20 protein-coding genes are annotated in these 24,806 nt (G+C 62.7%); 12 read left to right on the forward strand and 8 right to left on the reverse strand.

Annotated features, from left to right (window positions below):
• Positions 1-25 precede the first annotated feature (25 nt).
• Entirely contained in the window at positions 26-1,225 is a 1,200-nt protein-coding gene (locus ABIB57_RS12890) for an MFS transporter (RefSeq protein ID WP_354041303.1), read from the forward strand.
• On the opposite strand, the gene ABIB57_RS12895 is transcribed toward ABIB57_RS12890, so the two are convergent.
• Together ABIB57_RS12895 and ABIB57_RS12900 are read right to left on the reverse strand one after the other, a co-directional pair.
• Positions 1,222-2,406 (reverse strand): low temperature requirement protein A, encoded by a 1,185-nt coding sequence (locus ABIB57_RS12895; protein WP_354041305.1) that lies wholly within the window; start codon positions 2,404-2,406, stop codon positions 1,222-1,224. The two genes, ABIB57_RS12890 and ABIB57_RS12895, sit on opposite strands and share 4 nt — an antisense overlap.
• 504 nt (positions 2,407-2,910) lie before the next feature.
• Positions 2,911-8,418 carry an apolipoprotein A-IV repeat region-like domain-containing protein gene (locus ABIB57_RS12900; RefSeq protein ID WP_354041307.1) on the reverse strand — a complete coding sequence of 1,836 codons (5,508 nt, stop codon included), beginning with the start codon at positions 8,416-8,418 and terminating at the stop codon, positions 2,911-2,913.
• A gap of 361 nt (positions 8,419-8,779) precedes the next feature.
• On the opposite strand from ABIB57_RS12900, the gene ABIB57_RS12905 reads away from it, so the two are divergent.
• Complete coding sequence (locus ABIB57_RS12905) at positions 8,780-9,172, forward strand: Hpt domain-containing protein (RefSeq protein ID WP_354041309.1); 393 nt, start codon at positions 8,780-8,782, stop codon at positions 9,170-9,172.
• Here the strand turns inward: ABIB57_RS12905 and ABIB57_RS12910 are convergent.
• The gene (locus ABIB57_RS12910; protein ID WP_354041310.1) at positions 9,169-9,528 is read right to left on the reverse strand and encodes a VOC family protein; all 360 of its coding nucleotides are present in this window, start codon (positions 9,526-9,528) and stop codon (positions 9,169-9,171) included. The genes ABIB57_RS12905 and ABIB57_RS12910 overlap by 4 nt on opposite strands.
• Positions 9,529-9,623: 95 nt before the next feature.
• On the opposite strand from ABIB57_RS12910, the gene ABIB57_RS12915 reads away from it, so the two are divergent.
• The 9 genes from ABIB57_RS12915 to ABIB57_RS12955 all read left to right on the forward strand — a co-directional run bounded on the left by ABIB57_RS12915 (position 9,624) and on the right by ABIB57_RS12955 (position 19,399).
• Positions 9,624-11,225 carry a peptide chain release factor 3 gene (locus ABIB57_RS12915; protein ID WP_354041312.1) on the forward strand — a complete coding sequence of 534 codons (1,602 nt, stop codon included), beginning with the start codon at positions 9,624-9,626 and terminating at the stop codon, positions 11,223-11,225.
• Positions 11,222-12,406, forward strand: coding sequence for a class I SAM-dependent methyltransferase (locus ABIB57_RS12920; protein WP_354041313.1), 1,185 nt, complete (start codon positions 11,222-11,224; stop codon positions 12,404-12,406). Before ABIB57_RS12915 ends, ABIB57_RS12920 begins: the two co-directional genes overlap by 4 nt.
• A gap of 9 nt (positions 12,407-12,415) precedes the next feature.
• On the forward strand, positions 12,416-12,736 hold the full coding sequence (locus ABIB57_RS12925; RefSeq protein WP_354041314.1) for a 2Fe-2S iron-sulfur cluster-binding protein: 321 nt from the start codon (positions 12,416-12,418) through the stop codon (positions 12,734-12,736).
• A 364-nt stretch (positions 12,737-13,100) separates the two neighbouring features.
• On the forward strand, positions 13,101-14,495 hold the full coding sequence (gene cysG, locus ABIB57_RS12930) for a siroheme synthase CysG (RefSeq protein WP_354041316.1): 1,395 nt from the start codon (positions 13,101-13,103) through the stop codon (positions 14,493-14,495).
• A 2-nt stretch (positions 14,496-14,497) separates the two neighbouring features.
• Positions 14,498-14,818 carry a DUF2849 domain-containing protein gene (locus ABIB57_RS12935; protein ID WP_354041317.1) on the forward strand — a complete coding sequence of 107 codons (321 nt, stop codon included), beginning with the start codon at positions 14,498-14,500 and terminating at the stop codon, positions 14,816-14,818.
• Positions 14,805-16,463, forward strand: coding sequence for a nitrite/sulfite reductase (locus ABIB57_RS12940; protein WP_354041318.1), 1,659 nt, complete (start codon positions 14,805-14,807; stop codon positions 16,461-16,463). Before ABIB57_RS12935 ends, ABIB57_RS12940 begins: the two co-directional genes overlap by 14 nt.
• Before the next feature lie 170 nt (positions 16,464-16,633).
• Positions 16,634-17,905 (forward strand): phosphoadenylyl-sulfate reductase, encoded by a 1,272-nt coding sequence (locus ABIB57_RS12945; RefSeq protein ID WP_354041319.1) that lies wholly within the window; start codon positions 16,634-16,636, stop codon positions 17,903-17,905.
• 133 nt (positions 17,906-18,038) lie between these two features.
• A complete protein-coding gene (locus ABIB57_RS12950) occupies positions 18,039-19,067 on the forward strand; it encodes an NAD(P)/FAD-dependent oxidoreductase (RefSeq protein WP_299731106.1) in 1,029 nt (342 codons plus the stop codon).
• Positions 19,067-19,399 (forward strand): 2Fe-2S iron-sulfur cluster-binding protein, encoded by a 333-nt coding sequence (locus tag ABIB57_RS12955; RefSeq protein WP_354041321.1) that lies wholly within the window; start codon positions 19,067-19,069, stop codon positions 19,397-19,399. Before ABIB57_RS12950 ends, ABIB57_RS12955 begins: the two co-directional genes overlap by 1 nt.
• 152 nt (positions 19,400-19,551) lie before the next feature.
• Here the strand turns inward: ABIB57_RS12955 and ABIB57_RS12960 are convergent, their stop codons facing one another.
• Complete coding sequence (locus ABIB57_RS12960) at positions 19,552-20,127, reverse strand: NADPH-dependent FMN reductase (protein WP_354041323.1); 576 nt, start codon at positions 20,125-20,127, stop codon at positions 19,552-19,554.
• Positions 20,128-20,222: 95 nt separating this feature from the next.
• On the opposite strand from ABIB57_RS12960, the gene ABIB57_RS12965 reads away from it, so the two are divergent.
• Positions 20,223-20,639: a winged helix-turn-helix transcriptional regulator gene (locus tag ABIB57_RS12965; protein ID WP_354041325.1), complete on the forward strand. Its 417-nt coding sequence runs from the start codon at positions 20,223-20,225 to the stop codon at positions 20,637-20,639.
• A gap of 174 nt (positions 20,640-20,813) precedes the next feature.
• Here the strand turns inward: ABIB57_RS12965 and ABIB57_RS12970 are convergent, their stop codons facing one another.
• From ABIB57_RS12970 to ABIB57_RS12985, 4 genes are all read right to left on the reverse strand, one after another.
• Positions 20,814-21,119, reverse strand: a complete 306-nt coding sequence (locus tag ABIB57_RS12970; RefSeq protein WP_354041326.1) for a hypothetical protein — start codon at positions 21,117-21,119, stop codon at positions 20,814-20,816.
• Between the two features lie 566 nt (positions 21,120-21,685).
• Positions 21,686-21,982, reverse strand: a complete 297-nt coding sequence (locus ABIB57_RS12975) for a hypothetical protein (RefSeq protein WP_354041327.1) — start codon at positions 21,980-21,982, stop codon at positions 21,686-21,688.
• 300 nt (positions 21,983-22,282) lie between these two features.
• Complete coding sequence (locus tag ABIB57_RS12980; RefSeq protein ID WP_354041329.1) at positions 22,283-23,290, reverse strand: YcjF family protein; 1,008 nt, start codon at positions 23,288-23,290, stop codon at positions 22,283-22,285.
• The gene (locus tag ABIB57_RS12985; RefSeq protein WP_354041331.1) at positions 23,287-24,738 is read right to left on the reverse strand and encodes a YcjX family GTP-binding protein; all 1,452 of its coding nucleotides are present in this window, start codon (positions 24,736-24,738) and stop codon (positions 23,287-23,289) included. The genes ABIB57_RS12980 and ABIB57_RS12985 overlap by 4 nt, the downstream gene beginning before the upstream one ends.
• Positions 24,739-24,806: the final 68 nt, after the last annotated feature.

Below are 24,806 nucleotides of genomic sequence, written 5' to 3' on the forward strand. Positions count from 1 at the left end.
GCATGCAACCGAGTTATTCTTCAGCATGGCTTTGACCGAGGCGGCTCCCCGCGTTTCCCCCGAACTGCGCACGACCGCCTTTTACTTCACCTATTTCATGGCCGGTGGTGCGTCGGTGGTGTTCCTGCCGATATGGCTGGCGCAGAAGGGCATCAATCCCGAACAGACCGGCATCATCAATGCGTTGCCGATTTTTCTGATCATAGCGCTCAACCTGGTGGTGGGCCGCATCGCCGACCGGGCCAGCGACTGGCGGCAGGTGATCGTCATCGGCGCGCTGATCGCCGGCATCATTCCGATCGGGCTGCTGTGGGTCAACGAATTCTGGGGTATCCTGCTGGTCTGGACGCTGGCCTCGCTGCCGCCCGGAGCCATCGGCCCGGTGATGGATGCCGCCACCATGCGCATGACGCGCCGCAACGGCACCGATTTCGGCACGATTCGCGCCTGGGGCACCGTGGGCTATATGCTGCTCAATGCCGGGACGGGGTTCCTGGTGGTTTGGTTCGGCTCCGATATTTTCGTGCCGCTGTTCATCGGCCTTGTACTGCTGCGTGCCGTCGTGGCGCTGTTCCTGCCCAAATTCCGCGCTCCGGTAAACGAGGCCACCGTTGCAGCCGTTCGGCCCGTTGCGGGCAAATTGCGCGAAGTGCTCAAGCCGTGGTTCCTGCTACCGCTGGCCGGGTTTTCGATCATTTACGGCACCCACTGGATCCTCAATGCCTTCGCCGCCTTGCTGTGGAAGCAGCAGGGTATTTCCGAAGACATCATCGGCCCATTGATCGCGCTGGGAGCGTTTTCCGAGGCCGCAATGATGTTTGCCTGGCGGTTCTTCGGCGGGCGCGTTTCGGCGCGGACGGTGTTGCTGATTTCGGCCGTAGTTACGGTACTGCGCTGGGTGGCGATGGCGTTTTCGCCGCCGGTCTGGCTGCTGATTCCGTTGCAGATGCTGCACGGGGTTACCTTTGCGCTGGGCTATCTGGGTGGCGTGCACTTCATCGCTAACTGGACCCATGAGGACATCGCCGCCGAAACCCAGAGCTATTTCGTGGTGGCGCAGCAGGCCATGTCGGTCATCGCTCTGGTCGGTTTCGGCTGGATCGTGGGCGCGCTGGGGCCGCACGGCTATTTCGTCGCGGCGGCTTTCGCTGCCGTAGGCGCGCTGTGCATCTGGTTGTCCAAGGCCATGGTGGCGCCCAAGAAGGACGCGCTGAGCGGCAGCTAGGCCTTTGCGTTTGCCCGGCGTTCGCGCAGGATCGTATCCCGCGCGCCAAGACCGACCAGCACCAGCGCCGTCATCGCGGCCAGCGTTAGCGGCTCGACATTGCCGCCGATCAGGCACAATCCGATCAGCACCACGATCGCCACGCCGGTGGACACCGGCCATCGCCGGCGCAACGTGCCCTGGAACAGGCTGGTGCCGCACAGATAGAGCAGGGGGCCTCCCACGATGGTCAGCACCGTGCCAAGGTCGGCATGATGCCCGCTGGGATGGGCCAGCACGAGTTCATCGCCGACGGCCGATACGATAATGCCGGCCACGATGATGGTGTGGAAATAGGTATAGCCATTGCGCGCCAAGTCGCTGCTACGTCTGACCGCCTCGGCATCCATGGGGTCGGGCACGTTGTGGTGCTCGGCGCTATTGTTGAAATAGATCCACCACATCGCCACCGAACCGACGAAGGCGGTAATGAACGCGGCCAGTGTCAGCGCATCGAAATGCGCCTCGCCGAAGGTCGCACCGGTGACCAGGATCGATTCGCCCAGCGCGATGATGATGAACAGCCCTGCGCGCTCGGCCATGTGGCCGCCCTCGACATCAAGCGCGTTGAGCGCCGTCTTGCCTAGCCACGGCGTCCAGAACGCCAGCGCCGGGGAGGCATATTCGACGACAACGGCGATGGTCCAGACCACCATGCGCTGTTCGGTCGGCAGGAAGGCGCCGATGATCCAGAACACGCCGCCAAACGCCTGCCATGAGCTGATGCGCAGGAAGTTGACCGCATTATCGGGCGCCTGGCGCCGCATCGCCCAGGCGGTGAACAGGCAGCGGCCGACCTGCATGAACACATAGGCCAGCGCAAATGGCAGGCCGCGCTCGCCAAATGCCTCGGGGATGGAGGTGGAAAACACCAGCCCCGCAAGCATCAGCACGAACAGCATCAGCCGGACCAGCGGCCGGGTCGGATCGAGCCAATTGGTGGCCCAGGCGGTATAGATCCACACCCACCACATGGCGAACAGCACGATCGCCGCCTGGATCGCACCCTGCCAGCTCAAATGCGCCAGTAGTGTGTGGGACACCTGAGTGACCGCAAATACGAAGACCAGATCGAAGAATAGCTCGGCAAAATCGACGTGGGCTGCTTCGCCGGCTACGCGCTGACGCAGATAGGATCGCATGACGACTCCGACTTTACCTGAACGGCAGCCTAGATGGCCGCTTCGCCGTTGTCACCGTTGGCCGAGGGTCTCCCGCACAAGACGCACTGTTCTCGCAAGGTGTCGTCTCTCGCGAGGCGTCGTCGTTTTCTGAGCCGCTGTCCCTCAGTCGATACCCTCCCCTTGCGGGGAGAGCTATTGCACATGATAACAGCACCAACGTGCCAGTGCCACTGAACGGCTCCTCCCCGTCCCAGGGGGAGACTGGGTGGGGGTTGGAAAGCCCAAATTCGGCAGGAAAGACCCCCACCTTGATCCTCCCCCTTGAAGGGGGAGGTTCCGACTGAAGCATCGCGGCCATCGACCTCGGCATATGCGATAGCCCTGCCCCTAAGGGGAGGGTGTCGATTGCGCCTTTGGCTTATTCCATTGGCTTAAGCACGCTATGTCGCGCCTCGACCACGCCCACAAACCAAAACGGCCCCAGTTTCCCGGAGCCGTTTTGGCGACGTTGCCTCAGAAAGCTTAGGTCAGGCGACCGCTGGCATGGGCCAGGGTGGTGTAGACTTTGCCGCGATCGGAGAGCAGGTATTCGCGGGTTTCGGCGGCGGCGCGAGGGCCGGCGGCGGCGCGTTTCAGCAACTGTTCGAACTCGGCCATGTAGGCGTTGGCGGTGCGGGCGAAGTCGGCGTCGCGCTGGAACTTCTTGCGCACTTCGTCATAGGTGCCCTGGCCGGTCAGCGAATAGATGCGGCGCGAGAACACGTTGGATTCACCGGCCTGGTAGCGGGTCCAGGCATCGGCAAGGGCTGCGTCGTCGATCGAGCGGGCAATCTCGTCGGTCAGGCCGGAGAGGCCCTGCTGCTGCTGCGGCTGGGCGCTGGCCTGTTTGGCGGTGGCATTGCGCAGCACGTCGCGCAGCCAGCCGCCGTCATTGGCCGACGGCGCTGCCGGTGCGGCTTCCGCGGCCACGGGCTGGGCCTCGGGCTGTGGCGGGGTCGGGCGCTGGGGCTCGGGACGATAGGTGTCCGGGCGAGCCGGTTCCTGGCGCTGCGGGGTCGGGCGCAGCACGTCCTGGATGGCCGCTTCCTGACGTGCGGGCTCCTGGCGCACGGGTTCCTGACGGGCAGGTTCCGGACGGACGGGCTCCTGCCGCTGTGGCTCGGGACGATAGGTCTCGGGCTGGCGCGGAGCCTGATAGGGGGCCTCGGCGCGGGGTTCCGGGCGGCTCGGAGCCGGCGGGCGGCGGTCGTTGAGGTCGCGCGTGGCCGGCTGGGCCCGCACGATGGCGTTGAGCTCGCTCAGAGCCTCGATCTGCTCGGCCACCACGCGGCGCATGGCGGCGGCGCTGGCACGGGTTTCCTCGGGCAGTTCACTGACGCCGCGCTGTAGCTCGGAACGGGTGGCTTCGAGTTCGCTGCCCACTTCCTTGGCGGTGTCGCGCATGGCCTTGGCGGTATCGTTGAAGCGCACGGTGGCTTCCTCGATCGCCTTCTGCATTTCGGCGATCATGGTCTGCTGGGCCTGGCGCAGGGCAGCATTGGCACGCTGGCCCTGGGTGTCGGCAGTGTCGCGGAAATCGCCGAGACGGGCCGCCACTTCCTCGGTGGTCTGGTCCATGGCCTGGCGGAACGTACCAGTGGTCTGGTCCAGCGCCTGGCGCAACTGGCCGGTATGGGAGGCCACGGTATTGCGCACGTTGGCCGAGCTTTCGCTGATCGCATCGGCCAGCGTGCCGGTGGTCGAGTTGAGTACGTCGTTGACGTTGCCGGCGGTGATGGCCAGCACTTCGCTGACCCGCTCGCTAGTGTGGGTGAGCGTGTCGTCGATGCGCGCACTGGTCTGGTTGAGGGCCTCGTCGACGCGGGCGGCATTGCTGCTGAGCGCCGCGTTGACCCGCGAGGCATTGTCGGAGAGCACCGAGCTGACCTGGCCGGCATTGTCGGACAGCGCGTTCTTGACCACGTTGGTGGTCTGGCTGAGCGCGGCGGCCGCGGCATCGCTGGCACGGAGCAGGGCGCCATCGACCTGGGCCGAATTGGCATTCAGTGTCGTGGTGAAGCGCTCGCTGGTCGAGTACATCGCGTCGTTGACGCTCGAGGTGGTCGAGGTCAGCACGTCGGTGATGTTGACCGAGGTGGTGGTCAGCGCCTCATTGACGGCCGCCGTCGTGGTGGTGAGCGCGTTGGTCACCGTATGGGTCGTGGCCTGCAAGGCATCGTCCATGGCGCGGCGCGCGCCGATCAGGCGGCGTTCGGTATCATTGACCGTATCGGCGATCGATTGCGCAAACAGGCGCATGCGGCCATCGATATCGTCGGCGCGCGAAGCGAAGCTGGAGGCCAGTGCATCCATCGCGCCGCGCCGGTCTTCGAGGGTTTCCAGAGCCACGCCGCTGGTATTGGCCAGCGAGTCCGAGGCTTGCTGCATGTTGACGGCTTCGGCATCGAGCTTGCCCAGGACGCTGGAGAATTCGCCGACCATCGAGCGGATGGTGGCCTGCAGGGCGCCGACATGCTGGCTGACCATGGCGCCAGCCTGTTCGGTCTGGCCGATGGCCTCGCGGACGGTCGACGAATAGGTCGAGGTCTGCTGGGCGACGGTGGATTCCAGGTTTGCCAGGTTCGCGGTCGAGGCATCGAGCACGCGCTGCAGCAGCAGGTTGCTGTCGTTCAGCTTGCCCAGAGCGGCGGTGACGTCGGTGAGGATGCGCGAGGTCGAGACCGACATGATGGCTTCGGCTTCGCGGGCATTCTCGCCCAAGGCGTCGCGCAGCAGGTTGCCATGGCCGTGCAAGGCATTCTGCAACTGCTCCGACTTTTCGCTGACCAGCGCCGCGAAGGCATTGGTCTGCTGATCGACGGAGCGGTTCACATCGGCCAGGCGCTGGCTAATGGTATCGACGGCGCCGACGGCACGGACCGAGACGAGCTGGTCAATATCGGTCGCAGCGACGCGAATCTGGTCGAGCGCCGAGCGGACGGCCAGGTCCATGCGGTTGGCAGTGCTGGTGACGTCGTTGGAGATGGCCTCGGTCGCCAGCGTGATCCGGGTGGAGATGGTTTCCTCGATCCGATCGGCGCCGGCTTCGAGATCGGCCATCGACTGGGTGATCGAGGTATTGATCGAGGCATTGAGGGCCGAGAGGCGCTCAGCGGTGATATCGGCACGGGCGGTGATGGCCTCGGGCAGGGTGCCCAGACGCTGATCGACCAGATCGGTAATGGTCTTGCGGGCCGAATTGACGTTGGATTCGATCAGGTCAGCGGCCTTGCGGGCACTCTCGCTGACGGTCTGGCTAGCGTGATCGATACGGGCGGTGACGCCGGCTTCGGCATCGGAGATGCGCTTGACCGCGGTGTCGATGCCCTGGCCGAGATTGTCGTTCACTTCGGCAACCTTGAGGGCGATCATGTCCGACATGGACGAGACGCGGTCGGTCATGGTGTCGGTGGCGGTGCGCATCGAGCCGTCGATCTTGGCGCGGGCGTCCTCGCTCTGGTGAATGAGCGTGTCTGCCAGCTCGCTGGTGCGCAGGCCGATGGTCTCGCCGATCGAGGTGGTGTGGGTCGCGAGGGTATCGGAAAGCTGCTGGGTGCGGGCGCCGAGGGCGTCTGCAAGCTGCTGGGTGCGGGTGCCCACCGCGCTGGCCAGCTTTTGGGTGCCGCCGTCCAGCGCGCTGGTCAGGGCTGCGCCGCGTTCATCCAATTGGCTGGTCAGCAGGCCGGCGCGCTCGTCAATCTGGGTCGAGAGGTCCGTGGTGCGCTCGGCGAGGGTGTCGGACAGGCGCTGCGTGCGGCCGGAAATGGCCTGGTCGAAGACCGACGTGCTAGTCGCGAGGGTTTCGCCCAGCTCTTGCGAGCGCAGCCGGATGGCTTCGCTCATCTCCTGGCTGCGGCCAGACAGGGTCTCGTTCAGTTGCTGCGTGCGGGTGTCGAGCGCGGAATTGATTTCGCCGGCGCGCGTGGTCAGCAGCTCATCGAGCCGTTGCGTACGGCCGTCCATGGCCTCGGTGATGAGGTCGGAATGGCCGAGCAGCGAGTCGGTGATTTCGCGCGAATGGCCTTCGAGCGTGTCATGGATGGCCTTGGTGCGGCCTTCCAGTGCGTCGTTGAGCTGCCTGGTGCGGCTTTCCAACGCTTCGCTGAGAGTAGCGGTACGGCCTACCAGCGTCTCGCCGAGGGTAGCCGTGCGACCCTCGAGGGTTTCGCTGAGCGCTGCCGTGCGGCCTTCCAGGGTTTCGCTGAGAATCTGAGTGCGGCTTTCCAGGGCGTCGTCGAGAGCCTTGGTGCGGCTGTCCAATGCGTTGTTGACGGTCCGGCTGCCGCTTTCCATCGTTGCGGCAATGCCCGCCGTGTGCTGGGTGATGAGGTCGTTGAAGCGACCCGATTGTTCGTCCAGCGCCATTTCCAGCACATTGGCGCGGGCGGCAAAGCTTGAGCCCTGCGCGTCGAGACGCTCGATCAGATTGTCGCCCTTATCGCCGATGACACCATCCAGCGTCTGCAGGCGCGAATCGAGAATGCCAGCGATTTCAGTCAGCCGGGCATCGAACTGGCCCAGCGAGTCGGCACCGGCCGAGCTGAGGGTGATGCGGGCGCGCTCGGACGTATCGTCCAGCGCGCCGTTGATTTCGATCAGCGCCGATTGCAGGCGGCTATCGAGTGAATTGAGTTGGATGGAGACGCTTTCATCGAGCTGGCGGGTCAGCGAGGTCAGCATCGACTCGGCTTCGCTCGAGCGCAGGCCGATGTTTTCGGCAATGCGCGAGCCGACCAAATCGAGAGCGGTGCTCACCTGCTCGCCGCGGTCGCGGAGCTGTTCGAGCAGCGTCGAGCCGCCTTCGGTCAGCACGCTCGATAGCGCATTGGTGCGCTCTTCGATGGCGCCCGAGAGGGTAGTGGACCGGCTATCGAGCGCATCGGTGAGCGCCGTCATGCGGTTGTCGATGGTCGAGGACAATTCGATGGTGCGCGTTTCAAAGTCACGCGACATGGTGGAGGAATGGTCTTCGAAGGTCAGCGCCAGGCGGCCGGCGCTATCGTCGATGGCCGACAGGAATTCACCGGTGCGGTTATCCACCAGCGTGACGAAGCCTTCGGTGCGATCGCCGAAGGCATTGGTCAGCGTGTTGCCGGCGGTTTCCAGCGCCTTAGTCAGGTTGCCGCCGCTTTCCACGATGGTGCCAGCAATGCGCTGGCTGATCATGTCGAGGTCGAACACAAGCCCGGTATGGCTCTCGGTGATGGCTTCGCGGACCCGCTCGGTATTGGTCAAAACGCTTTCGCGCTGGCTGGCCAGTTCGGAGATCAGGGCGCGCATGCGCGATTCATTGTCGGAATAAGTGCGTTCGAGCGCGGTGACCTCGTTGTGGATCATCACTTCGAGCTCGCCGGCGCGCGACAGAGCGCGTTCCAGCCCGTCGCCCAGCGCATTCACCTCGCGGCGAACGGCCTGGCCCACCGAGGCGACCTTGTCGGCGGCGGTGACTTCGGGCTCGGCCAGCCGGATCGCCGCCTGGGTGATGGATGAGGCGGCGTTGCGCAGGTCGGCGGCACGGCGGAACAGGGTGGCGACGGCGAAAAAGCCCAGGACCGGCAGCACCAGAACGGCGATCATGCCGATGAAATCAAGGGTGCCAACAAAGCTGCCGAAATTGTTGAGCTGCGTGCCATAGCGGATATAGGCCGCGGCCCCGGTGGCCACCAGCCAGATGATCGACAGCAGCAGCGCAATCACGGTCGGTGCGTTGGACGACTTGTTCTGCAGGCCATAGAGAATTTTGGACGTCGGGAAGCGGTCGTCATTGGCGATATTGCCGGCCTGGCTGGCGATCTTGTCGGCAGCGCGCAAGCGCTCCGAACGGCCGGGCGACGGCGAAGAGGTCGATGACGAATCGCTCAGGCGTCGTTCGGAAGCAGTTTCCTTGGGCGCCGGAGCATCCAGACCGAAAACCGATTCCTTGAGGGCATCCTCAACCGCTGAGAATGCCAAGGCGGCGGGATCGTTTGCTGGGGTGGGGTTATTCGCCATACTCTTTACAACTCTCGCGTCGGCTCGGCAGCGACTGTGCAGCTATGATGAGTTGTAATGACCCCGCAGCCCTTGTCGGACCGCTCGCCATTTGGAGACAATTTGATGCAAAGGCATCCAACCGTCTCCCCAACCCTCCGCCGCCGCGCGCTGGTTAATTGCCAGTAATACATTCAATTTGAACCAAACCGAATGCTTTCTTACCCAAAGGTTAATTTTTTGAGTGGGAAACTCGGCGCACCAAACGGGCTAACAACGGCGAACGTGTGGCTTAATGACCTGTTCACCCGCCTCTTCTAGGGTTGTGGCATGCGGAATTTTCCACAGCCGGAAGCTGGCCGCGCGAACGAGGTGATGCTGGATGGCCCAGAACGCAGTCCCTGCCGAAAATCCGGGCTCCGAAGTTTCCCGACGGCCCGCGCGCCCGATCGACCTGGTTCATCTGGCACGCCAATGCCTGGGCGACGCCGGTCTTGAGCATGAAATCCTGCGGCTGTTCGACACCACCGCAAAAACCTATTTCGCCCGCTTGCAGCAATCGAGCACCTTCGATGATCTGGCGTTGAACCTGCACTCGCTCAAAGGCGCCGCCAGCGGCGTTGGGGCCTGGTCCATCGCCGACCTGGCCCGTGCCGCCGAGACCGAACTCAAAGCCGGTCGGCCGCTCAGCCCCGAGCAGATTGATGACATTGGCGTAGCGGTGGAAGAAGTCAGCGCGTTCGTTGCGGAAATGCTGAGCAAAGAGCCGATCTAGCTCCTCACCGCGCGGCCGACCCGGACCAGCGTCCCGCTGGGATCACTGACCGCGAACTCGTAGGTTCCCCAAGGCTTGAGATGTGGCGCGCCTTTCTCGATGATGCGATCGCGCACCCGGGCCGCGACGGCGTCGACATCGTCCACATATAGATAGAGACCGAACGGATTATCTTCAGGTGTGGGCGGCCAGTTAGCCTGGTGCCGCAGGTGAAGATCCCAGCCTCGCCCATCGGTCAGGATTCGATAGTCTCCGTAGTCACTGGCCAACGTAAATCCGAGAAGCTCGTAGAAGGCCTGACTGGCATTGAGGTTGCTGCTCGGGATGATCGCCGTGGCGCGATGCGTTTCGCTCAATGATCTGCTCCTGCAATTTGACCCTGTCCGCGCCAGCGCCTATATAGCGCGCAACTTGCCGCCAATGCTGCGGCCGCAACAGTTCAGCAGTACCGATGACCATGTCAACCGCCGCCGAGGTCAAAGCCCGGCCCATCGTCGAAGCGTTCCGCACGCGCCGGACCTTCGCCATCATCTCGCATCCGGACGCCGGCAAGACCACGCTGACGGAGCGGCTGCTGTCGGCTGCCGGCGCGATCCAGCAGGCCGGCGCGGTGCGTGGCAAGGCCGGAGCGCGGTCAACTCGTTCGGACTGGATGGAAATCGAGCAGCAGCGCGGCATTTCCATCACCTCCTCGGTGATGACGTTTGAGTTCGACGGGCTCACCATGAACCTGCTCGATACGCCCGGACACTCGGACTTTTCCGAGGACACCTATCGCACGCTGACAGCGGTCGATGCCGCCATCATGGTGATCGACGCGGCCAAGGGCATTGAATCCCAGACACTTAAGCTGTTTGAGGTTTGCCGTCTGCGCGACATTCCCATCATCACCTTCATCAACAAGGTGGATCGCGAGGGGCTGAGCCCCCTCGAGTTGATCGATGAAATCCAGGGCAAGCTGGCGCTGGACCTGACGCCGGTGCTGTGGCCGATCGGGCAAGGCGTTGATTTCGGCGGATATTTGGACCTGCAGGAAAAGCGCGTGGTCAGCCCGCAGGGCAAGCCCATCGCCGAGTATGACGCCATCGAGGACCTGCTCGACAACGAGAGCTTAGTCGACAATGCGGTGTTCATGACGGCGATCGAGACGCTGGAAATGGCGACAGCGATGTTGCCGGCGTTTGATCTGAAAACCTTTCATGCTGGGCACTTGAGCCCGGTTTTGTTTGGATCGGCGCTCAAGGGTATTGGGGTGGCCGAGCTGTTGCGGACGCTGGGTGAGTGGGGGCCGGAGCCGCGGCCGCAGCCGGCAATTCCTCAACCAATTCAACCGGATGACAGCAAGGTCAGCGGGTTCGTGTTCAAGGTGCAGGCGAACATGGACGCCAACCACCGGGACCGGATCGCGTTCGTGCGGCTGTGTTCGGGCACGTTCATCCGCGGGATGCGGCTCAAGAATGTGCGCTCTGGCAAAGACATGGCGGTGTCGAACCCGATGTTCTTTTTTGGTCACGACCGCGAACTGGCGGAGCAGGCGGTGGCGGGCGATATCGTCGGCATTCCGAACCACGGCACGCTGAGCGTTGGCGATACGTTGACCGAGGGGGCCAATATCAATGTGACTGGCATCCCGAACTTCGCACCGGAAATCATCCGGCGCGTGCGGCTGACCGATCACATGAAGACCAAGCAGATGGCTAAGGCCTTGAGCGACCTTGCAGAAGAGGGCGTGGCGCAGGTGTTCCGGCGAATCCTCGGTTCGGACTGGATCGTGGGCGTCGTCGGGCCGCTGCAGCTCGAAGTGCTGGGTGCCCGCATCGCCAAGGAATATGGCGTGCCGATCACCTTCGAGAGCCTCAATTTCGAGGTGGCGCGCTGGATCGAAAGCGACGATCCGGAGGAGCTGAAGAAGTTCATCGCTGTGCAGAAAACGAACATAGCCGAGGACCGTACGGGCGCGCCGGTTTTTCTGGCGCAGAACGCCTGGTGGGCGGATCGGGCGAAGCAGGATTTCCCGAAATTGCGGTTCATGACCACGAAAGAACGGCATTGAGTTCGGCCGAGCGCATCGAGGAATTCCTCGGGGAGGTCAAAAATTCCTTTGGTAACAATGCGTTAGTGAAGTTGAAGCTGGCTGGCTATCATGGCGGCGAGGCCGATCTGAAGTCGATCGACGTCAAGAAGATCGTGGTCAAGGGCGGGGATAAGTTCAGCTTCACCTTTCACTACAAGACGCGCGACATCATCAAGAACCTGATCCAGCCGGAGGCGATCGGCGCCTTGCGGACAGCGCTGACCAGCGAATTCCGCAGTGCGCAACTGGCCACGACGGGGTTCGATATCAGCTTCGAGCGCAATGGGGATAAGGTTCGGCTGAAGCGCACCGAAGTGGCGGGGCGCGAGGCGCCGTCGGGCGATCATGATCGCGCCAAGAACCGGATGATCGACGCGGGCAAGAAGCCGTATCTGCATGCGCTCAAGATCACTGGTGCCGATGGCAACGTGCTCAGCGGTAGCCAGGATAAGTTTCGACAAATCAACAAGATGGTCGAAATCTTTGCGCCGTTGATTCAGGCTATTCCGGGCGAAAATCCCAGAATCGTCGATATGGGCGCGGGCAAGGGTTACCTGACCTTTGCGCTCTATGACTACCTGGTCAATGTGGCCAAGCGGCCGGTTGAGATGGTGGGTGTCGAGTATCGGGCAGAACTGGTCGAACTGTGCAACGAGATCGCTCGGCAGTCGGGGTTTGACGGGCTGCGGTTCGAGCAGGGTTCGATCATCGATTATGATGCGAGCGGCGCCGATGCGGTCATCGCATTGCACGCCTGCGACACGGCCACTGACGACGCGATCTTCAAGGGGATAAGTTCGGGGGCGTCGCTGATCACCGTGGCGCCGTGCTGCCACAAACAGATCCGCCGCCAGATGGAATCTGCTCCCCAAACTGCCAGCATGCTGGATTTCTTGCTCCGCCATGGCACGTTCATGGAGCGGCAGGCGGAAATGGTGACCGATGGACTGCGCGCGCTATTGCTGGAACAGCATGGCTACAAGACCAAGGTGTTCGAATTCATCTCGGACGCGCATACGCCCAAGAATGTGCTGATCGTCGCGGAGAAGCAGAACAAGTCGGCGGACGGTAAGGCGGTTGCGGAGAAGATCGCCGCGACCAAATCGTTCTTCGGCATCGACTACCATCATCTGGAACGGCTGCTCCAAGCGCCTCTATAAGGTTTTGAAATGGCAAAAGTGACTTTCGTCGAGCCCGATGGCGAGCGCATCGAGACCGAGGCGCAGAACGGTTCGACCGTGATGGAGACGGCCGTCATCAACGGCGTGCCGGGGATCATCGGCGAGTGCGGGGGCGCGTGCACCTGCGCGACGTGTCACGTCTATGTGGATGATGCCTGGACCGAAGTCGTCGGGCCGCCGTCGAACATGGAAGAGGACATGCTGGATTTCGCATTTGATGTGAAGGCGACCAGCCGGCTGGGGTGCCAGATCAAGATCCGGGATAATCTGGATGGGTTGGTTCTGCATGTGCCGACGCGGCAGGGATAGGCTGCCTGCCCGGGCATCGCGACCCCTCACCCTGACCTTCCGCTGAACGCGTCAGGTCTGTCCCTCTCCCGCAAGGGGCGAGGGGGGACGACTGAGGACTCTCGGCTCTGTCCCTTCTCCCCTTGTGGGAGAAGGTGCCCGAAGGGCGGATGAGGGGTGGCGGAGTTCCTGGTCGTCCCCAATCCCGAAGTAGAATTTTCTTCTCGCCGCCTGCGCAAAGATTCTTTTAGCGGCTTTGGGGGATAGTGTCGCGCGGCGTTCTACGGGCGCGCCTCAGCGGGAAATATAAAAGCGATTGAATTTCAATGCCTTGTTGTGAAGTCCGCATTTGCTGTAGTTTCCGGCTCTCACTGACAGGAATCCAATGGGCGACCTCAACACATTTCCGTTGAGCTACAAAGTTCAGGGCAAGCGCATCGTCATCATCGGCGGTGGAGAAGAAGCCCTCAACAAAGTCCGGTTGGTCACTAAGACGACTGCAACAGTCGTGATTATCTCCCAGCACATCGAGATCGATTTTTCGGCATTTGTGGTCGAGGTTTTCGTGCGGGCATTCGTGGCCGCCGACCTTGATAACGCGGCGCTGGTGTTCGTGGCCGAGGAAAGTGCCGATGCGGAGGCCGCGAAGGCGGCGGCGCGGGCGCAGAACATTCCGCTTAATGTGGTCGATGTTCCCTCCGAATGCGATTTCTACACCCCATCCATCATTGATCGCGCGCCGCTGACGGTGGCGATTTCGACCGAAGGCGATGCGCCGGTGCTGGCGCGGCTGGTGCGGGCGCGGATCGAGGCGATGCTGTCGCCGCGGATCGGGAAAATCGCCAAGCTGGCCGGTGGGTTACGCCAAAAGGTGGAGAGCCTGATTCATGAGGGCGCGGCAAGGCGGCGGTTCTATGAAGCGCTGGTGACCTCGCCGGAGGTTGAAGCCGCAGAACTGCGCGGCGAGGGCGAGGCGGCGGCGTCGGCACTGCTGGACCAGCATGTTGTGGGCCGGCAAGGGCAGGGCGTGGTCTGGTTGATCGGCGCTGGTCCGGGCTCCGAGGACCTGCTGACGCTGCGGTCGCAGCGGCTGTTGCAGGAAGCCGATGTGATCGTGCATGACCAGTTGGTGCCGTCTGCCGTGGTGCAGATGGGGCGTCGCGATGCCGAGCAGATCGATGTCGGCAAGGCCAAAGGGCACCATTCGTTTTCGCAAGCGCAGATCAATACGCTGATCGTGCGGCTGGCGCTTGAGGGCAAGAAGGTGGCGCGGCTGAAGTCGGGCGATCCGATGATCTTCGGACGGGCGGGCGAGGAAATCGCGGCGCTGCGCAAGGCCGGTATCGGCTACCAGATCGTGCCGGGCGTCAGCGCGGCGCTGGCGGCGGCGGCCGATACGGCGACGCCGGTCACTTTGCGCAAGGTTTCGAGTGGGTTTGTGATGGCGACGGCGCATGGTGCCGACGATAGCGACCTGGCGCATTGGGCTTCGCTGGCGCAGTCTGGGCTGACGCTGGCGCTCTATATGGGCAAGTCGATCGCGTCCGAAGTTGCCACTCGCCTGATCGGGCAGGGCGCTGCGGCGACATTGCCGGTGGGCGTGGTGGTCAATGCGGGTCGCGCCAACAAGTCATTCTATCGCGGCACGCTGGGCGCATTGTCGAGTGAGGTGCTGGAACTGGCCGATGGGCCGGCAATCATTTTCGTAGGCGAGGCCGTTGCGGCAGGGGATTGGGCGGACGCCGCCACGATCGCCGCGCAGGGCTTCAAGGTGGCATGAGCATGGAAATACTGGCTGGCAACGAACTGACATCAGGGACGGCGGTTTATCTCGACCGTCATGGCAACTGGGGCGAGAGCCTGCAGGCTGCGCGGATGTTCGGCAAAGACGAGGCGGAAGCGCGCGATGGCGCCATTGCAGCGTCGAAGGCGACGGGCCGTATCGTCGGCATTGAAATCGAAGAGGTCGAGGACCTCAACGGGCACCTAATCCCCAAGCGCATGCGCGAGCGCATCCGGGCAGCCGGGCCGACGACAATCGCATGGAACGGCAAGACTTTCGGCCGCCAGCATCTGGATGAGGACGGTCATGTATCGATATGACGAATTCGACGCGGCCTTCGTAGAGGGCCGTACGGCGCAGTTTGCCGACCAGGTGGCGCGCCGCCTGTCGGGGGAATTGAGCGAAGACCAGTTCCGGCCGCTGCGGCTGATGAACGGGCTCTATCTGCAGTTGCACGCCTATATGCTGCGTATCGCCGTGCCCTATGGCACCCTGAATGGCCGGCAGATGCGCAAGTTTGCCCATATCGCGAGGACCTATGATCGCGGCTATGGCCATTTCACCACGCGCCAGAACATACAGTTCAATTGGCCCAAGCTGCGTGATGTGCCGGCGATCCTGAGTGAGCTGGCGTCGGTGGAGATGCATGCCATCCAGACCTCGGGCAATTGCATTCGCAATACCACGGCGGATCAGTTCGCCGGGGCGGCGGCCGACGAGATCATCGATCCACGACCGATCGCCGAGATTATCCGGCAGTGGTCGAGCCTGCATCCCGAATTCACCTATCTGCCGCGCAAGTTCAAGATTGCCATGACGGGCGCGCCGAATGATCGCGCCGCGATCCGCTTCCACGATATCGGCTTGCAGGCGGCCACCAATGGCGCCGGTGAAATCGGCTGGGAAGTGTGGGTTGGCGGTGGGCTCGGGCGTACGCCGATGATCGCCAAGCTGATCAACAGCTTCGTGCCCAACGAGCACCTGCTCGCCTATCTCGAAAGCATCATGCGCGTTTACAACCGCTATGGCCGCCGGGACAACAAGTACAAGGCGCGTATCAAGATCCTGGTGCATGAAGAGGGCCTGGAGACGATCAAGGGCCAGGTCGAGGCCGAGTTTGCCGAGGTGCGCGGGGGCGTGTTGACTCTGCCGCAGGACGAGGTGGATCGCATCACGGCTTATTTCGCGCCGCCGGAATTCAAGACGGGGACGGCGACCAAGATCGACGTGGCGTATGAGTCGATCATCGATCCTGCCTATGGGCGCTGGCTTGACAACAACATCAATTCGCATCGCCAGCCCGGTTATGCGTCGGTGACGATTTCGCTGAAGCCAATTGGCGGCGCGCCGGGCGACGCGACCGACGTGCAGATGGACGCGGTGGCCGATATCGCCGAGCGCTATGCGTTCGATGAATTGCGCGTCAGCCATGAGCAGAACCTGGTGTTGCCGCATGTGGCGATCAGCGATCTGCGGACGGTTTATGATGGTTTGGTGGCGGCTGGGCTTGCCGAAGGCAATGCGGGGTTGATTACCGACATCATCTGCTGCCCGGGTATGGACTTTTGTGCGCTGGCGACGGCGCGGTCGATCCCGATCGCGCAGGAAATCGGACGCAAGTTCGCGGCGCCGGAGCGGCAGCAGGATATCGGCGATCTCAAGATCAAGATTTCCGGCTGCATCAATGCCTGCGGCCACCACCACGTGGCCCATATCGGCATTCTGGGCGTCGAGAAAAAGGGCGGCGAGCTGTATCAGATCACGCTGGGCGGGGACGCCACCGAAAACGCATCGGTGGGCAAGATCATCGGACCCGGCTTTGAGGCCGAGCAGGTGCCGGACGCCATCGAGACGCTGGTCGATACCTATCTTGCGCGGCGCATAAGCGCTGACGAGAGCTTTATCGCTGCCTATCGGCGGCTGGGCGAAGCGCCCTTCAAGGAGGCGCTGTATGGCAACGCTTAACGCTCTTCACCTCTCCCTACGGGGGAGAGGTCGGCGCGTAGCGCCGGGTGAGGGGGCCTTTCCCCAACACCGCACCCAGAAAAGGCCCCCTCACCCGACCCAAGAGGGTCGACCTCTCCCCCAAGGTAGAGGTGGCGCTGCCGCGCAGATTATCAATTTGGAGGCCCGTTATGGCCATTCCTAATATGCTGCATTCGGAACGCAAACCCGACAAGCTGCGCTCGCTGGGCATTCTGGCGCTCAACGGCATGTTCGACGAGATGGACGCCGTCGGCGTGCTGCGTCAGGCCGCGCGGGAAATTTTGCCGGGCGACGTGGCGATCGTGTCGTCGTTCGGGGCGGACTCGGCGGTGTTGCTGCATCTGGTGGCGCAGGTCGATCCAAGCCTGCCGGTGTATTTCCTCGAGACGGGCAAGCATTTTCCCGAGACGATGGCCTATGTCGAGACGCTGAAGAAGCAGCTCGGGCTGATGAATGTCATCGCCATTCATCCCGATCCGGCTGATATCAAGCGCTTCGATCCCAATGGCGAATTGTGGGAAACGGATCCGGATTCGTGCTGCCACATTCGCAAAACCGAGCCGCTGGAGCCCATTACCGAGCAGTTCGGCGGCTGGGTGACCGGGCGCAAGCGCTTCCAGACCAAGGAACGCGGCGTGCTGCCGCATTTCGAGCTGACGAGCGACGATCGCATCAAGGTCAATCCGCTGGCCTATTTTAGCGATGCCGATGTCAACCAGTACAAGATCGATCACGGCTTGCCCGAGCACCCGCTGTTCTCTATGGGCTATAAATCAATCGGCTGCGCGCCTTGCACCTCGGTGGTTGCCGAGGGAGAAGACCCGCGCGCCGGACGGTGGCGCGGCCTCAACAAGAAAGAGTGCGGCATCCACTTCGATTTCAACGGAGCGATTGCCTCGCCGATGAACGCCGCCAAGTTCACGCTCTACAAGGATGGCGCCTTTATCGCCGATCCCTTCCATGCCTGGGAGGACAGCGACGAGGCTGCGTCCGCGCGCTACAAGCACGTGCCGCTGCCGGTGTTCCTGGCCAATCGCGAGGCGTTTCTGGATAATCAGGCGCCGCTCGGGCTGCTAGTGTCTCCCGGAGACAATGTCGAGACGGTGCAGGGCGACCTGAGCCGGTTTTCGTCGATTGCGATCAAGTTTCCGGCGTTTACCGATGGGCGGGGCTATTCGACCGCCCGACTGCTGGCGGAGCGCTATGGCTATGAGGGCGAAATCCGCGCGGTGGGCGACGTGTTGCAGGACCAGATCCCGTTGATGCGCCGCTGCGGCGTCAATGCGTTCGTGGTGACGCATCAGCCGACGCGCGAGGCGCTGGAAGAGAACCGGTTGCCGGAAGTGGCGATCTTCTACCAGCCGGTCGGCATCACCGAAGTGCCGGTGGGCACGCGGCCGTATCTGCGCCGGGCGCACTGAGCAAGCCTACCACCACCGCGTCATTCCCGCGCAGGCGGGAACCATTCTGCGGCGTAAAAAGAATGGGTCCCCGCTTTCGCGGGGATGACGTCGAGAGTAATAGGGGCTTCGGCCCTGAACTGTTGAGACCATTATGAGCGGAAATGAAATCGTCACCGATGTTGTTGTGATCGGCGCGGGGCCCTGTGGGCTGTTCGCGGCGTTCGAACTCGGGCTGCTCGATCTCAAGTGTCATTTCATCGATATTCTGGACCGGGCGGGCGGGCAGTGTGCCGAGCTTTATCCGGAAAAGCCGATCTATGACATTCCGGGCTTTCCGGTGGTGACGGGGCAGGCGCTGGTCGACAACCTGATGGCGCAGATCAGCCCGTTTGCGCCGGAGTTTCATTTCAACCGCATGGTCAATTCGCTGGTCAAGCAGGATGATGGTTCGTTCGTTTTGACCACGGATGCCGATGAGGTGTTCCGAGCCAAGGTGGTGGTGATCGCGGCCGGTGGCGGCTCGTTCCAGCCCAAGCGGCCGCCGGTGCCCGAGATCGAGCAGTACGAGAACAAGTCGGTGTTCTACTCGGTCCGCAAGATGGACGACTTCCGCGACCAGGATGTGGTGATCGTCGGTGGCGGGGACTCGGCCCTAGATTGGACGCTGAACCTGCAGCCGATCGTGCGGTCGCTGACGCTGGTGCATCGGCGCGATGCGTTCAAGGCGGCGCCGGCTTCGGTCAATAAGATGCGCGAGCTGGTGATGGACGGGAAGATCAACTTCCTGCTGGGCCAGGTTGCCAAGCTCGATGGCGCGGATGGGCAGATCAACCATGTGCACCTGACCATGGATGCGGGCGATCTTTCAATTCCGGCGACGCGGCTGCTGCCGTTCTTTGGGCTGACGATGAAGCTGGGTCCGGTCGCCGACTGGGGGCTGGAGCTGAATGACAACCTGATCGTGGTGGACACCGAGAAGTTCGAGACCTCGGTGCCCGGCCTGTTCGCAATTGGCGATATCAATACCTATCCGGGCAAGCTCAAGCTGATCCTCAGCGGTTTCCATGAGGCGGCGCTGATGGCGCAGCGGGCCAAAAAGATCGTATCGCCTGACGAGCGGGTGGTGTTCCAGTACACCACCAGCTCCACCAAGCTGCAGAAGAAGCTCGGGGTCGCCTGATGATCGTCAACGTCACCGACCAGGCGGGGGTAGACCACGAGCTGGAAGCGCTCGAAGGCTGGCGCGTGATGGAAGTGATCCGCGACTGGGGGCTGAACATCAAGGCCGAGTGCGGCGGGGCGATGGCCTGCGCGACGTGCCATGTTTATGTCGACGCAGCGTGGCTGGATAAGGTCGGGGCACCGAGCGACGGGGAAGAGGACATGCTCGATACGGTCGGGGATGTGCGCTCGAACTCGCGACTGAGCTGCCAGATTTTGATGAGCGATGAGCTGGATGGGCTGAAGGTGACGTTGGCGGCGAGTGCGGCCAAGGATGACGTGGCGGCCTGAGACGGGGCGAAGCTTACTTCACCTCTCCCTTTGGGGGAGAGGTCGGCGCGCAGCCACGGGTGAGGGGGCCTTCCCCACGCACATCACCCGGTAAAGGCCCCCTCACCCGACCCAAGAGGGTCGACCTCTCCCCCAAAAGGGAGAGGTGAAGATCATTCCGCCGCAACCGCCAACGCTTCCCTTGGGCCGTGGTGGTCGATGAAGCGGGTGAACTTGTCGAGGTAGCCGGTGAGGAAGCCGCGGGTGACGTCGTCGGTGATCTCGAAATGCTCGTCGATCAGACCGGGCTTGGTCTGGAAATAGACTTCAGGCTGACCCATGACGACCAGATCGAACAGGGGCAGAATCTGGCGCAGGTGGCCTTGGCCGACGGCGGTGCCGATGGCGCCGGGCGTGGTGCCGACGAGCGAGACGGGTTTGCCCAGCCAGGCGCTCTGGCCCCAGGGGCGCGAACCCCAATCGAGAGCGTTTTTGATTACGCCGGGGAAGGAACGGTTGATTTCCGGCATGACGATCAGCACGGCATCGGCGGCGGCGATTTGAGCCTTGAGCTTGGTGACAGCCTCGGGCGGGTTATCCCACAGGTCGTTGTTGTAATGGGGCAGGCTGCCGATATCGAGATAGTCGAACTTGAGCTGTCCCGCAGCCAGCTTTTCCAGGGCCTTGGCAAAAGTGGCGTTGATGGAATTCTTGGTCAGGCTCCCGACCATGACTGCGACAGTTTTCACGATAATCTCACTGGTATCCGTTGGTGACTGACGCTATATGAGTGACTGTGAAAATCGCCGCAAGACGGCACTTTTTCGATACGTCAGGCACCAAAATGAAACCAATTGATCCCCACCACGATTGCCGCCCAGTCGGCGAAATCCTGCATCAGATCGGCGGCAAATGGACCGTGCTGATCATCACGCAACTGGCGGGCGGGCCGATGCGATTCGGCGAGATCAAGCGCACCATCGGCGGCATCAGCCAGAAGGTTCTGACCGCGACGTTGCGCGATCTGGAGATGGATGGCTTCGTGACCCGCACGGTGACGCCATCGATTCCGCCGCGGGTGGATTATGAACTGACCGATCTGGGGCGTGACCTGCAGGTGCCGCTCAAGGCAATCGGCCAATGGGCGACACAGAACCGGCCCAAGGTGCTCGATGCCCGCCGGCAGTATTTTGCCGAGCATCCCGATGCCGTGCCAGCCCGGATGGGCCGGGTGGCGGAGTTCAAGCAAGCGGCGGAGTAGCCGCGGCAGCCGCTTGCTGGGCAAGCGGTGTTGGCAAGTGGCATCCAAGGGGGGCGGGTGGTCGGATGGCGTCTCGCCTACTCCGGCCCGGAGCTCCGGCAATTCCGGGTCGGGGTATACAATCATCAGCGAGAGATTGCCTGGCGCCCGTGGGCGCCCTGGCATCGTAACGAATTAGTCGCCCATGATGCTCAGCGGCATATCGTATTTGGGCGCTGCCACGGGGGCCTTTGGGACCACCTTGATTGCCTTGGCGCCGGGCTGGCGGACCGAAACCTCAGACGCTACGACATCGCAGCGGAAGCCCTTGGTATCGGCTGCCGTGACGGCATCCTGCATCGCATCGCTGTGCTCGACCAGCGACTGGCTGGACTGGTCAGGGGTGAGACAACCGGTAGCGGCATAGGCGGAGCCGCCAGTCGCCAAAATTCCCAGACCAACAACGGCAGCAGCAAAACCCGATTTCACATATGTGTTCATGTTACTTCTCCTTTACTTTAGGCCATACCCGGCAGCTGGCGATCCAGCTGCGCTGAAGGCCATTGGATAGGGTGGTGATGGCGACTGATTTTCGTTTGTTTTCAGTCGTCTAGGTGAAATTTAAGCAGCGTCGGGGCGGCATTCAAGTTAAGAGATGGTCATGCTTTGGCCATCTATGGCCAGCACCGGCACAGACGTGGTGCCGGGCCAAGCGCAGAGGCCCGCAACAGCTAAAAGTATCTCCGAAGAAACTGCCCGGTGTTTAGCAATATGCGGCCGGATCATTTCAGCTATGCATCTATGTTCTGGCTTGGTTTGGTTGGGAACCGATAGCGCGCGTGGCGGGCCGGGCCTGAATTTTGGCGTGATATGAGCCACACGGGACAAAACAGCGCGCCGCCAACCCAGGTAGGGCAAGCGGTGACCGTCATTCAGCTTTTTTTGGATCAGGTGGTCGGAGGGCGTCTCGCCTACTCCGGCCCGGAGCCCCTGCATTCCGGGTCGGGGTATACATTCGTCTGCGAGAGGTTGCCTGGCGCCTATGGGCGCCCTGGCATCGTGATAGATTAGTCGCCCATGATGCTCTGGGCCGTTTCCTGCTCAGGAGCGGCCTGGAAGTAGACCTTCGGGGTCACTTTGGCGGCAGGCTGCTGAACCGAATATTCGGAACCCACGACATCGCAACGAAAGCCCTTAACGTTGGCTGCAGCAACGGCATCGTAGTCGGAGTCATTGTGGTCGATCAGCGACTGGGAGGTCTGGTCGGGAGTCAGGCAACCAGCGGCGAAAGCAGAACCAGCGCTCGCAAAGATCCCCAGGCCAACAACTGCAGCAGCAAAACCAGATTTCAAATAGACGTTCATTTTTACTTTTCCTTTACTTACGGACACAGTTACGCTTTCGGCCCCCGGCTATGCTGAGGTCCGCTAGATATAACTGCGGTAGCGCTTGATTTTTTAGCGTTATCAATCGCCTACGGTGAAGGTAAGCACACTTATGATCTGTTTCAAGTCATCAGATTGTCATGCTTTTGGTGTCCATGGGCGGCGTCCCGCATAGATGTTGTGCGACCGCATTGGCAAACGCCCGGAATATCCAAAAGTATCTTAGAAGAAACTGCCCATATTTAGGTGATATGCAGCAACATCATTCCAGCCATGCATTTAGGTGGTAGGTTGGGCGACTTTGGTCAGTTCTGGAATAAAGTCCCGGACCATGGGCTGTTTTTGCGTTTCGAAGGGTAGCGGGCGGACGACTCGCATGGCGGCGATGCCGACGCGAACCGTCATCAGGCCGTTGACCACGCCTTCGCCGAGTCGCGCCGAGAGCTTGGCGGCAATGCCCTGGCCGACCAGTTGCTCGACAATGCCATCGGTCAGCACCAGGCCGCCGGTGACGGCGAGATGGGCGAGGATGGCCCCGGTGAGCCGCCAGAAGCCAAAGAAGCCGGGACGGGCGCCGTAAAGAGCGGCAATGGCACCGGCGAGGCGGATGCTCTCGTAGATGACGAAGGCGATGTCGACCAAAGCGCGCGGCGAGACGGCGGTGACCAAAGCGACACGGCGGGCGGAGGCGGCGGTCAGTGCCTTGGCGCGGGCGTCGAGGGGCGCCATCAGGCTGCGTTCGGCGAGGGCAATGATTTCATGGCCGTCGAACAGGTGGGGGACATTGTCGGCGACGGACTGGCGGGCCCGAGCGAGGTCGGCGCGGGCGGTATAGATGCCCTCCAGGCGGCTGACGACGTGCTGGGCGGCATGTTGGTCATTGTTAGCGGTGGCGAGCGCGGCATCGCGCTTGAGGCTGTCCAGGACCTTGAGGCGGCGCAGGGCGAAGATTTCGCGGGCCGCCAGCACGATGACGGCGAGCACGAAGATGGCGAGGACGCCGATGCCGGCCCAGCCGAGCCATTCATTGGCGGCGAACAGGTCGCGGATGAGGCGGTCGGCGGCAAGGCCGATGCCGGTGGACACGAGGATGCCGCCCGCGGTCCAAGCGGCGCGAGCGGCCCAACCCATCGGCTTGGGGGCGGGGGCGACGAGGGCCTCGTCCGCTGCGGGATCGAAATCGGTTTCGGTGATTTCAACCTTGGTGGGGAGGAAGGCGCGGGGCAGGCGGATGCTGTCGTCGGGCTCGGCAGTGGTGGCGGTGGGGCGGGCGATGGGGCGTTTCATTTCAGCCAGTCTCCGATGAGGAAATCCAGCGCCCGGTCGAAGCGGATATGCGGCAAGATGGGGTCGCCGGCGGCGTTGCGGTCGAGCTTTTGCGGCGGCACGAAGCGCAGGAAATTCAGCGAAACCGGCGTGCCGTCTTCAAAGAGTGAATCCGGGCGTTCGGGCAAGTCACCGGGAAACAAGGCGATTTCGGTTTTGCCGTCATACTTGGTGCCGTCAAGCACCTCGCCCGCCATGGGGGTGCCGATGATGGTGGGCAAGGTTTCGCCGGCTTCGCTGATGGTGCCCTCGCGGGTGGCGCGAATGGCAGCCAGCGCGATGGAGCGCGTTTCGGCGCCGACGAAGCGGGCGCGCTTGCTGGCATCGGCGACGAGGCGGTTGAGGATGCTTTCGAGCCGGTCATGGCTGGTGTGGTGGACGTGATCGGCCTTGGTGGCCGCAAACAGGATGCGGTCGATCTTGCGCACGAAGGGGCGGAGCAGCGGGTTGGTATCGCCCTGGCGGAAGCAGGAGAGCACCGAGGTCAGCGCAGTTTCGAGGTCGGCGACGGCGGCGGGGCCGGCATTGAGCGCGCGTAAAGTATCGACCAGCACGATCTGGCGATCGAGGCGGGCGAAGTGATCCTTGAAGAAGGGGCGGACCACCTGGTCCTTGTACGCCTCGTAACGGTGCTCCAGCATGGCGTAGAGGCTGGTATTGCGCTGCGGCATGGTGGGTGGCCGCAGTGGGGCGAAAGTGAGCGCGGGGGAGCCCTCCAAGTCGCCGGGCAGCAGGAAGCGGCCGGGGGGCAGGGTGGAGAGCGCGCCGTGTTCGCGGCTGCGGCGGAGATAGTCGGTGAAGGCGGCGGCGAGCTTTTCGGCGTCGGGGTCGTTGGCGTCCTTCTTGGTGTCGATGCTGGCCAGGATGTCGAGGAAGGGGCCGGCTTCCTTGCCGGAGCCGGAGCGCTGGGCGCGCTCGAGGGCGTCGCGGCTCCAATCGGCGAAGCTCATGGTCAGCAAGGGGAGGTCGAGGAGCCATTCGCCGGGGTAGTCGACGATATCGAGGTTGAGCGTGGAGGGGCCGCGCATGCCCGAGAACCAGGCGGTGGACTGGTATTTCAGCACGATGCGCAGTTGGGAGATGCGGCGGGTGCTTTCGGGCCAGATCGGGGTCTTGCCGATGAGGGCTTCCAGGTGCTGCTCGTAGGCGAAGCGGGGGATGGTGGCTTCGGGATATTCGGCCAGGCGGGCGCCGATGAAGCGGCCTTCGGCCAGTGGCGCAAAGCCGGGCAGGCGGCCGCCGGTTAGCAGGTTATGGATCAGCGCGGTGATGAAAATGGTCTTGCCGGCGCGGCTGAGGCCGGTGACGCCAAGACGCAGGGTGGGGGTGAAATTGCCGGTGGCGGCATCGGCGAGATTGGTGAGGGCAATGCCCAGTTCGTCGACGATGGTCGTCGGAGATTGTGCCAAGCGATCATCCTCGGTGTGCCGGCAGAAAGTAGGGTGTTGGTGGGGCAATGCAAGGGGCTGGAGGCAGC

It is taken from the genome of Devosia sp. UYZn731 (assembly GCF_040546795.1).
Classification (GTDB): Bacteria; Pseudomonadota; Alphaproteobacteria; order Rhizobiales; family Devosiaceae; genus Devosia.

Coding starts and splice junctions, on each gene's coding strand:
- ABIB57_RS12935 (WP_354041317.1), top strand. CDS start 14,498: ATGGAAATACTGGCTGGCAACGAACTGACATCAGGGACGGCGGTTTAT.
- ABIB57_RS12905 (WP_354041309.1), top strand. CDS start 8,780: ATGGCCCAGAACGCAGTCCCTGCCGAAAATCCGGGCTCCGAAGTTTCC.
- ABIB57_RS12970 (WP_354041326.1), bottom strand. CDS start 21,119: ATGAACACATATGTGAAATCGGGTTTTGCTGCTGCCGTTGTTGGTCTG.
- ABIB57_RS12915 (WP_354041312.1), top strand. CDS start 9,624: ATGACCATGTCAACCGCCGCCGAGGTCAAAGCCCGGCCCATCGTCGAA.
- ABIB57_RS12950 (WP_299731106.1), top strand. CDS start 18,039: ATGAGCGGAAATGAAATCGTCACCGATGTTGTTGTGATCGGCGCGGGG.
- ABIB57_RS12965 (WP_354041325.1), top strand. CDS start 20,223: ATGAAACCAATTGATCCCCACCACGATTGCCGCCCAGTCGGCGAAATC.
- cysG (WP_354041316.1), top strand. CDS start 13,101: ATGGGCGACCTCAACACATTTCCGTTGAGCTACAAAGTTCAGGGCAAG.
- ABIB57_RS12900 (WP_354041307.1), bottom strand. CDS start 8,418: ATGGCGAATAACCCCACCCCAGCAAACGATCCCGCCGCCTTGGCATTC.
- ABIB57_RS12975 (WP_354041327.1), bottom strand. CDS start 21,982: ATGAACGTCTATTTGAAATCTGGTTTTGCTGCTGCAGTTGTTGGCCTG.
- ABIB57_RS12925 (WP_354041314.1), top strand. CDS start 12,416: ATGGCAAAAGTGACTTTCGTCGAGCCCGATGGCGAGCGCATCGAGACC.
- ABIB57_RS12955 (WP_354041321.1), top strand. CDS start 19,067: ATGATCGTCAACGTCACCGACCAGGCGGGGGTAGACCACGAGCTGGAA.
- ABIB57_RS12945 (WP_354041319.1), top strand. CDS start 16,634: ATGGCCATTCCTAATATGCTGCATTCGGAACGCAAACCCGACAAGCTG.
- ABIB57_RS12890 (WP_354041303.1), top strand. CDS start 26: ATGGCTTTGACCGAGGCGGCTCCCCGCGTTTCCCCCGAACTGCGCACG.
- ABIB57_RS12940 (WP_354041318.1), top strand. CDS start 14,805: ATGTATCGATATGACGAATTCGACGCGGCCTTCGTAGAGGGCCGTACG.
- ABIB57_RS12895 (WP_354041305.1), bottom strand. CDS start 2,406: ATGCGATCCTATCTGCGTCAGCGCGTAGCCGGCGAAGCAGCCCACGTC.
- ABIB57_RS12980 (WP_354041329.1), bottom strand. CDS start 23,290: ATGAAACGCCCCATCGCCCGCCCCACCGCCACCACTGCCGAGCCCGAC.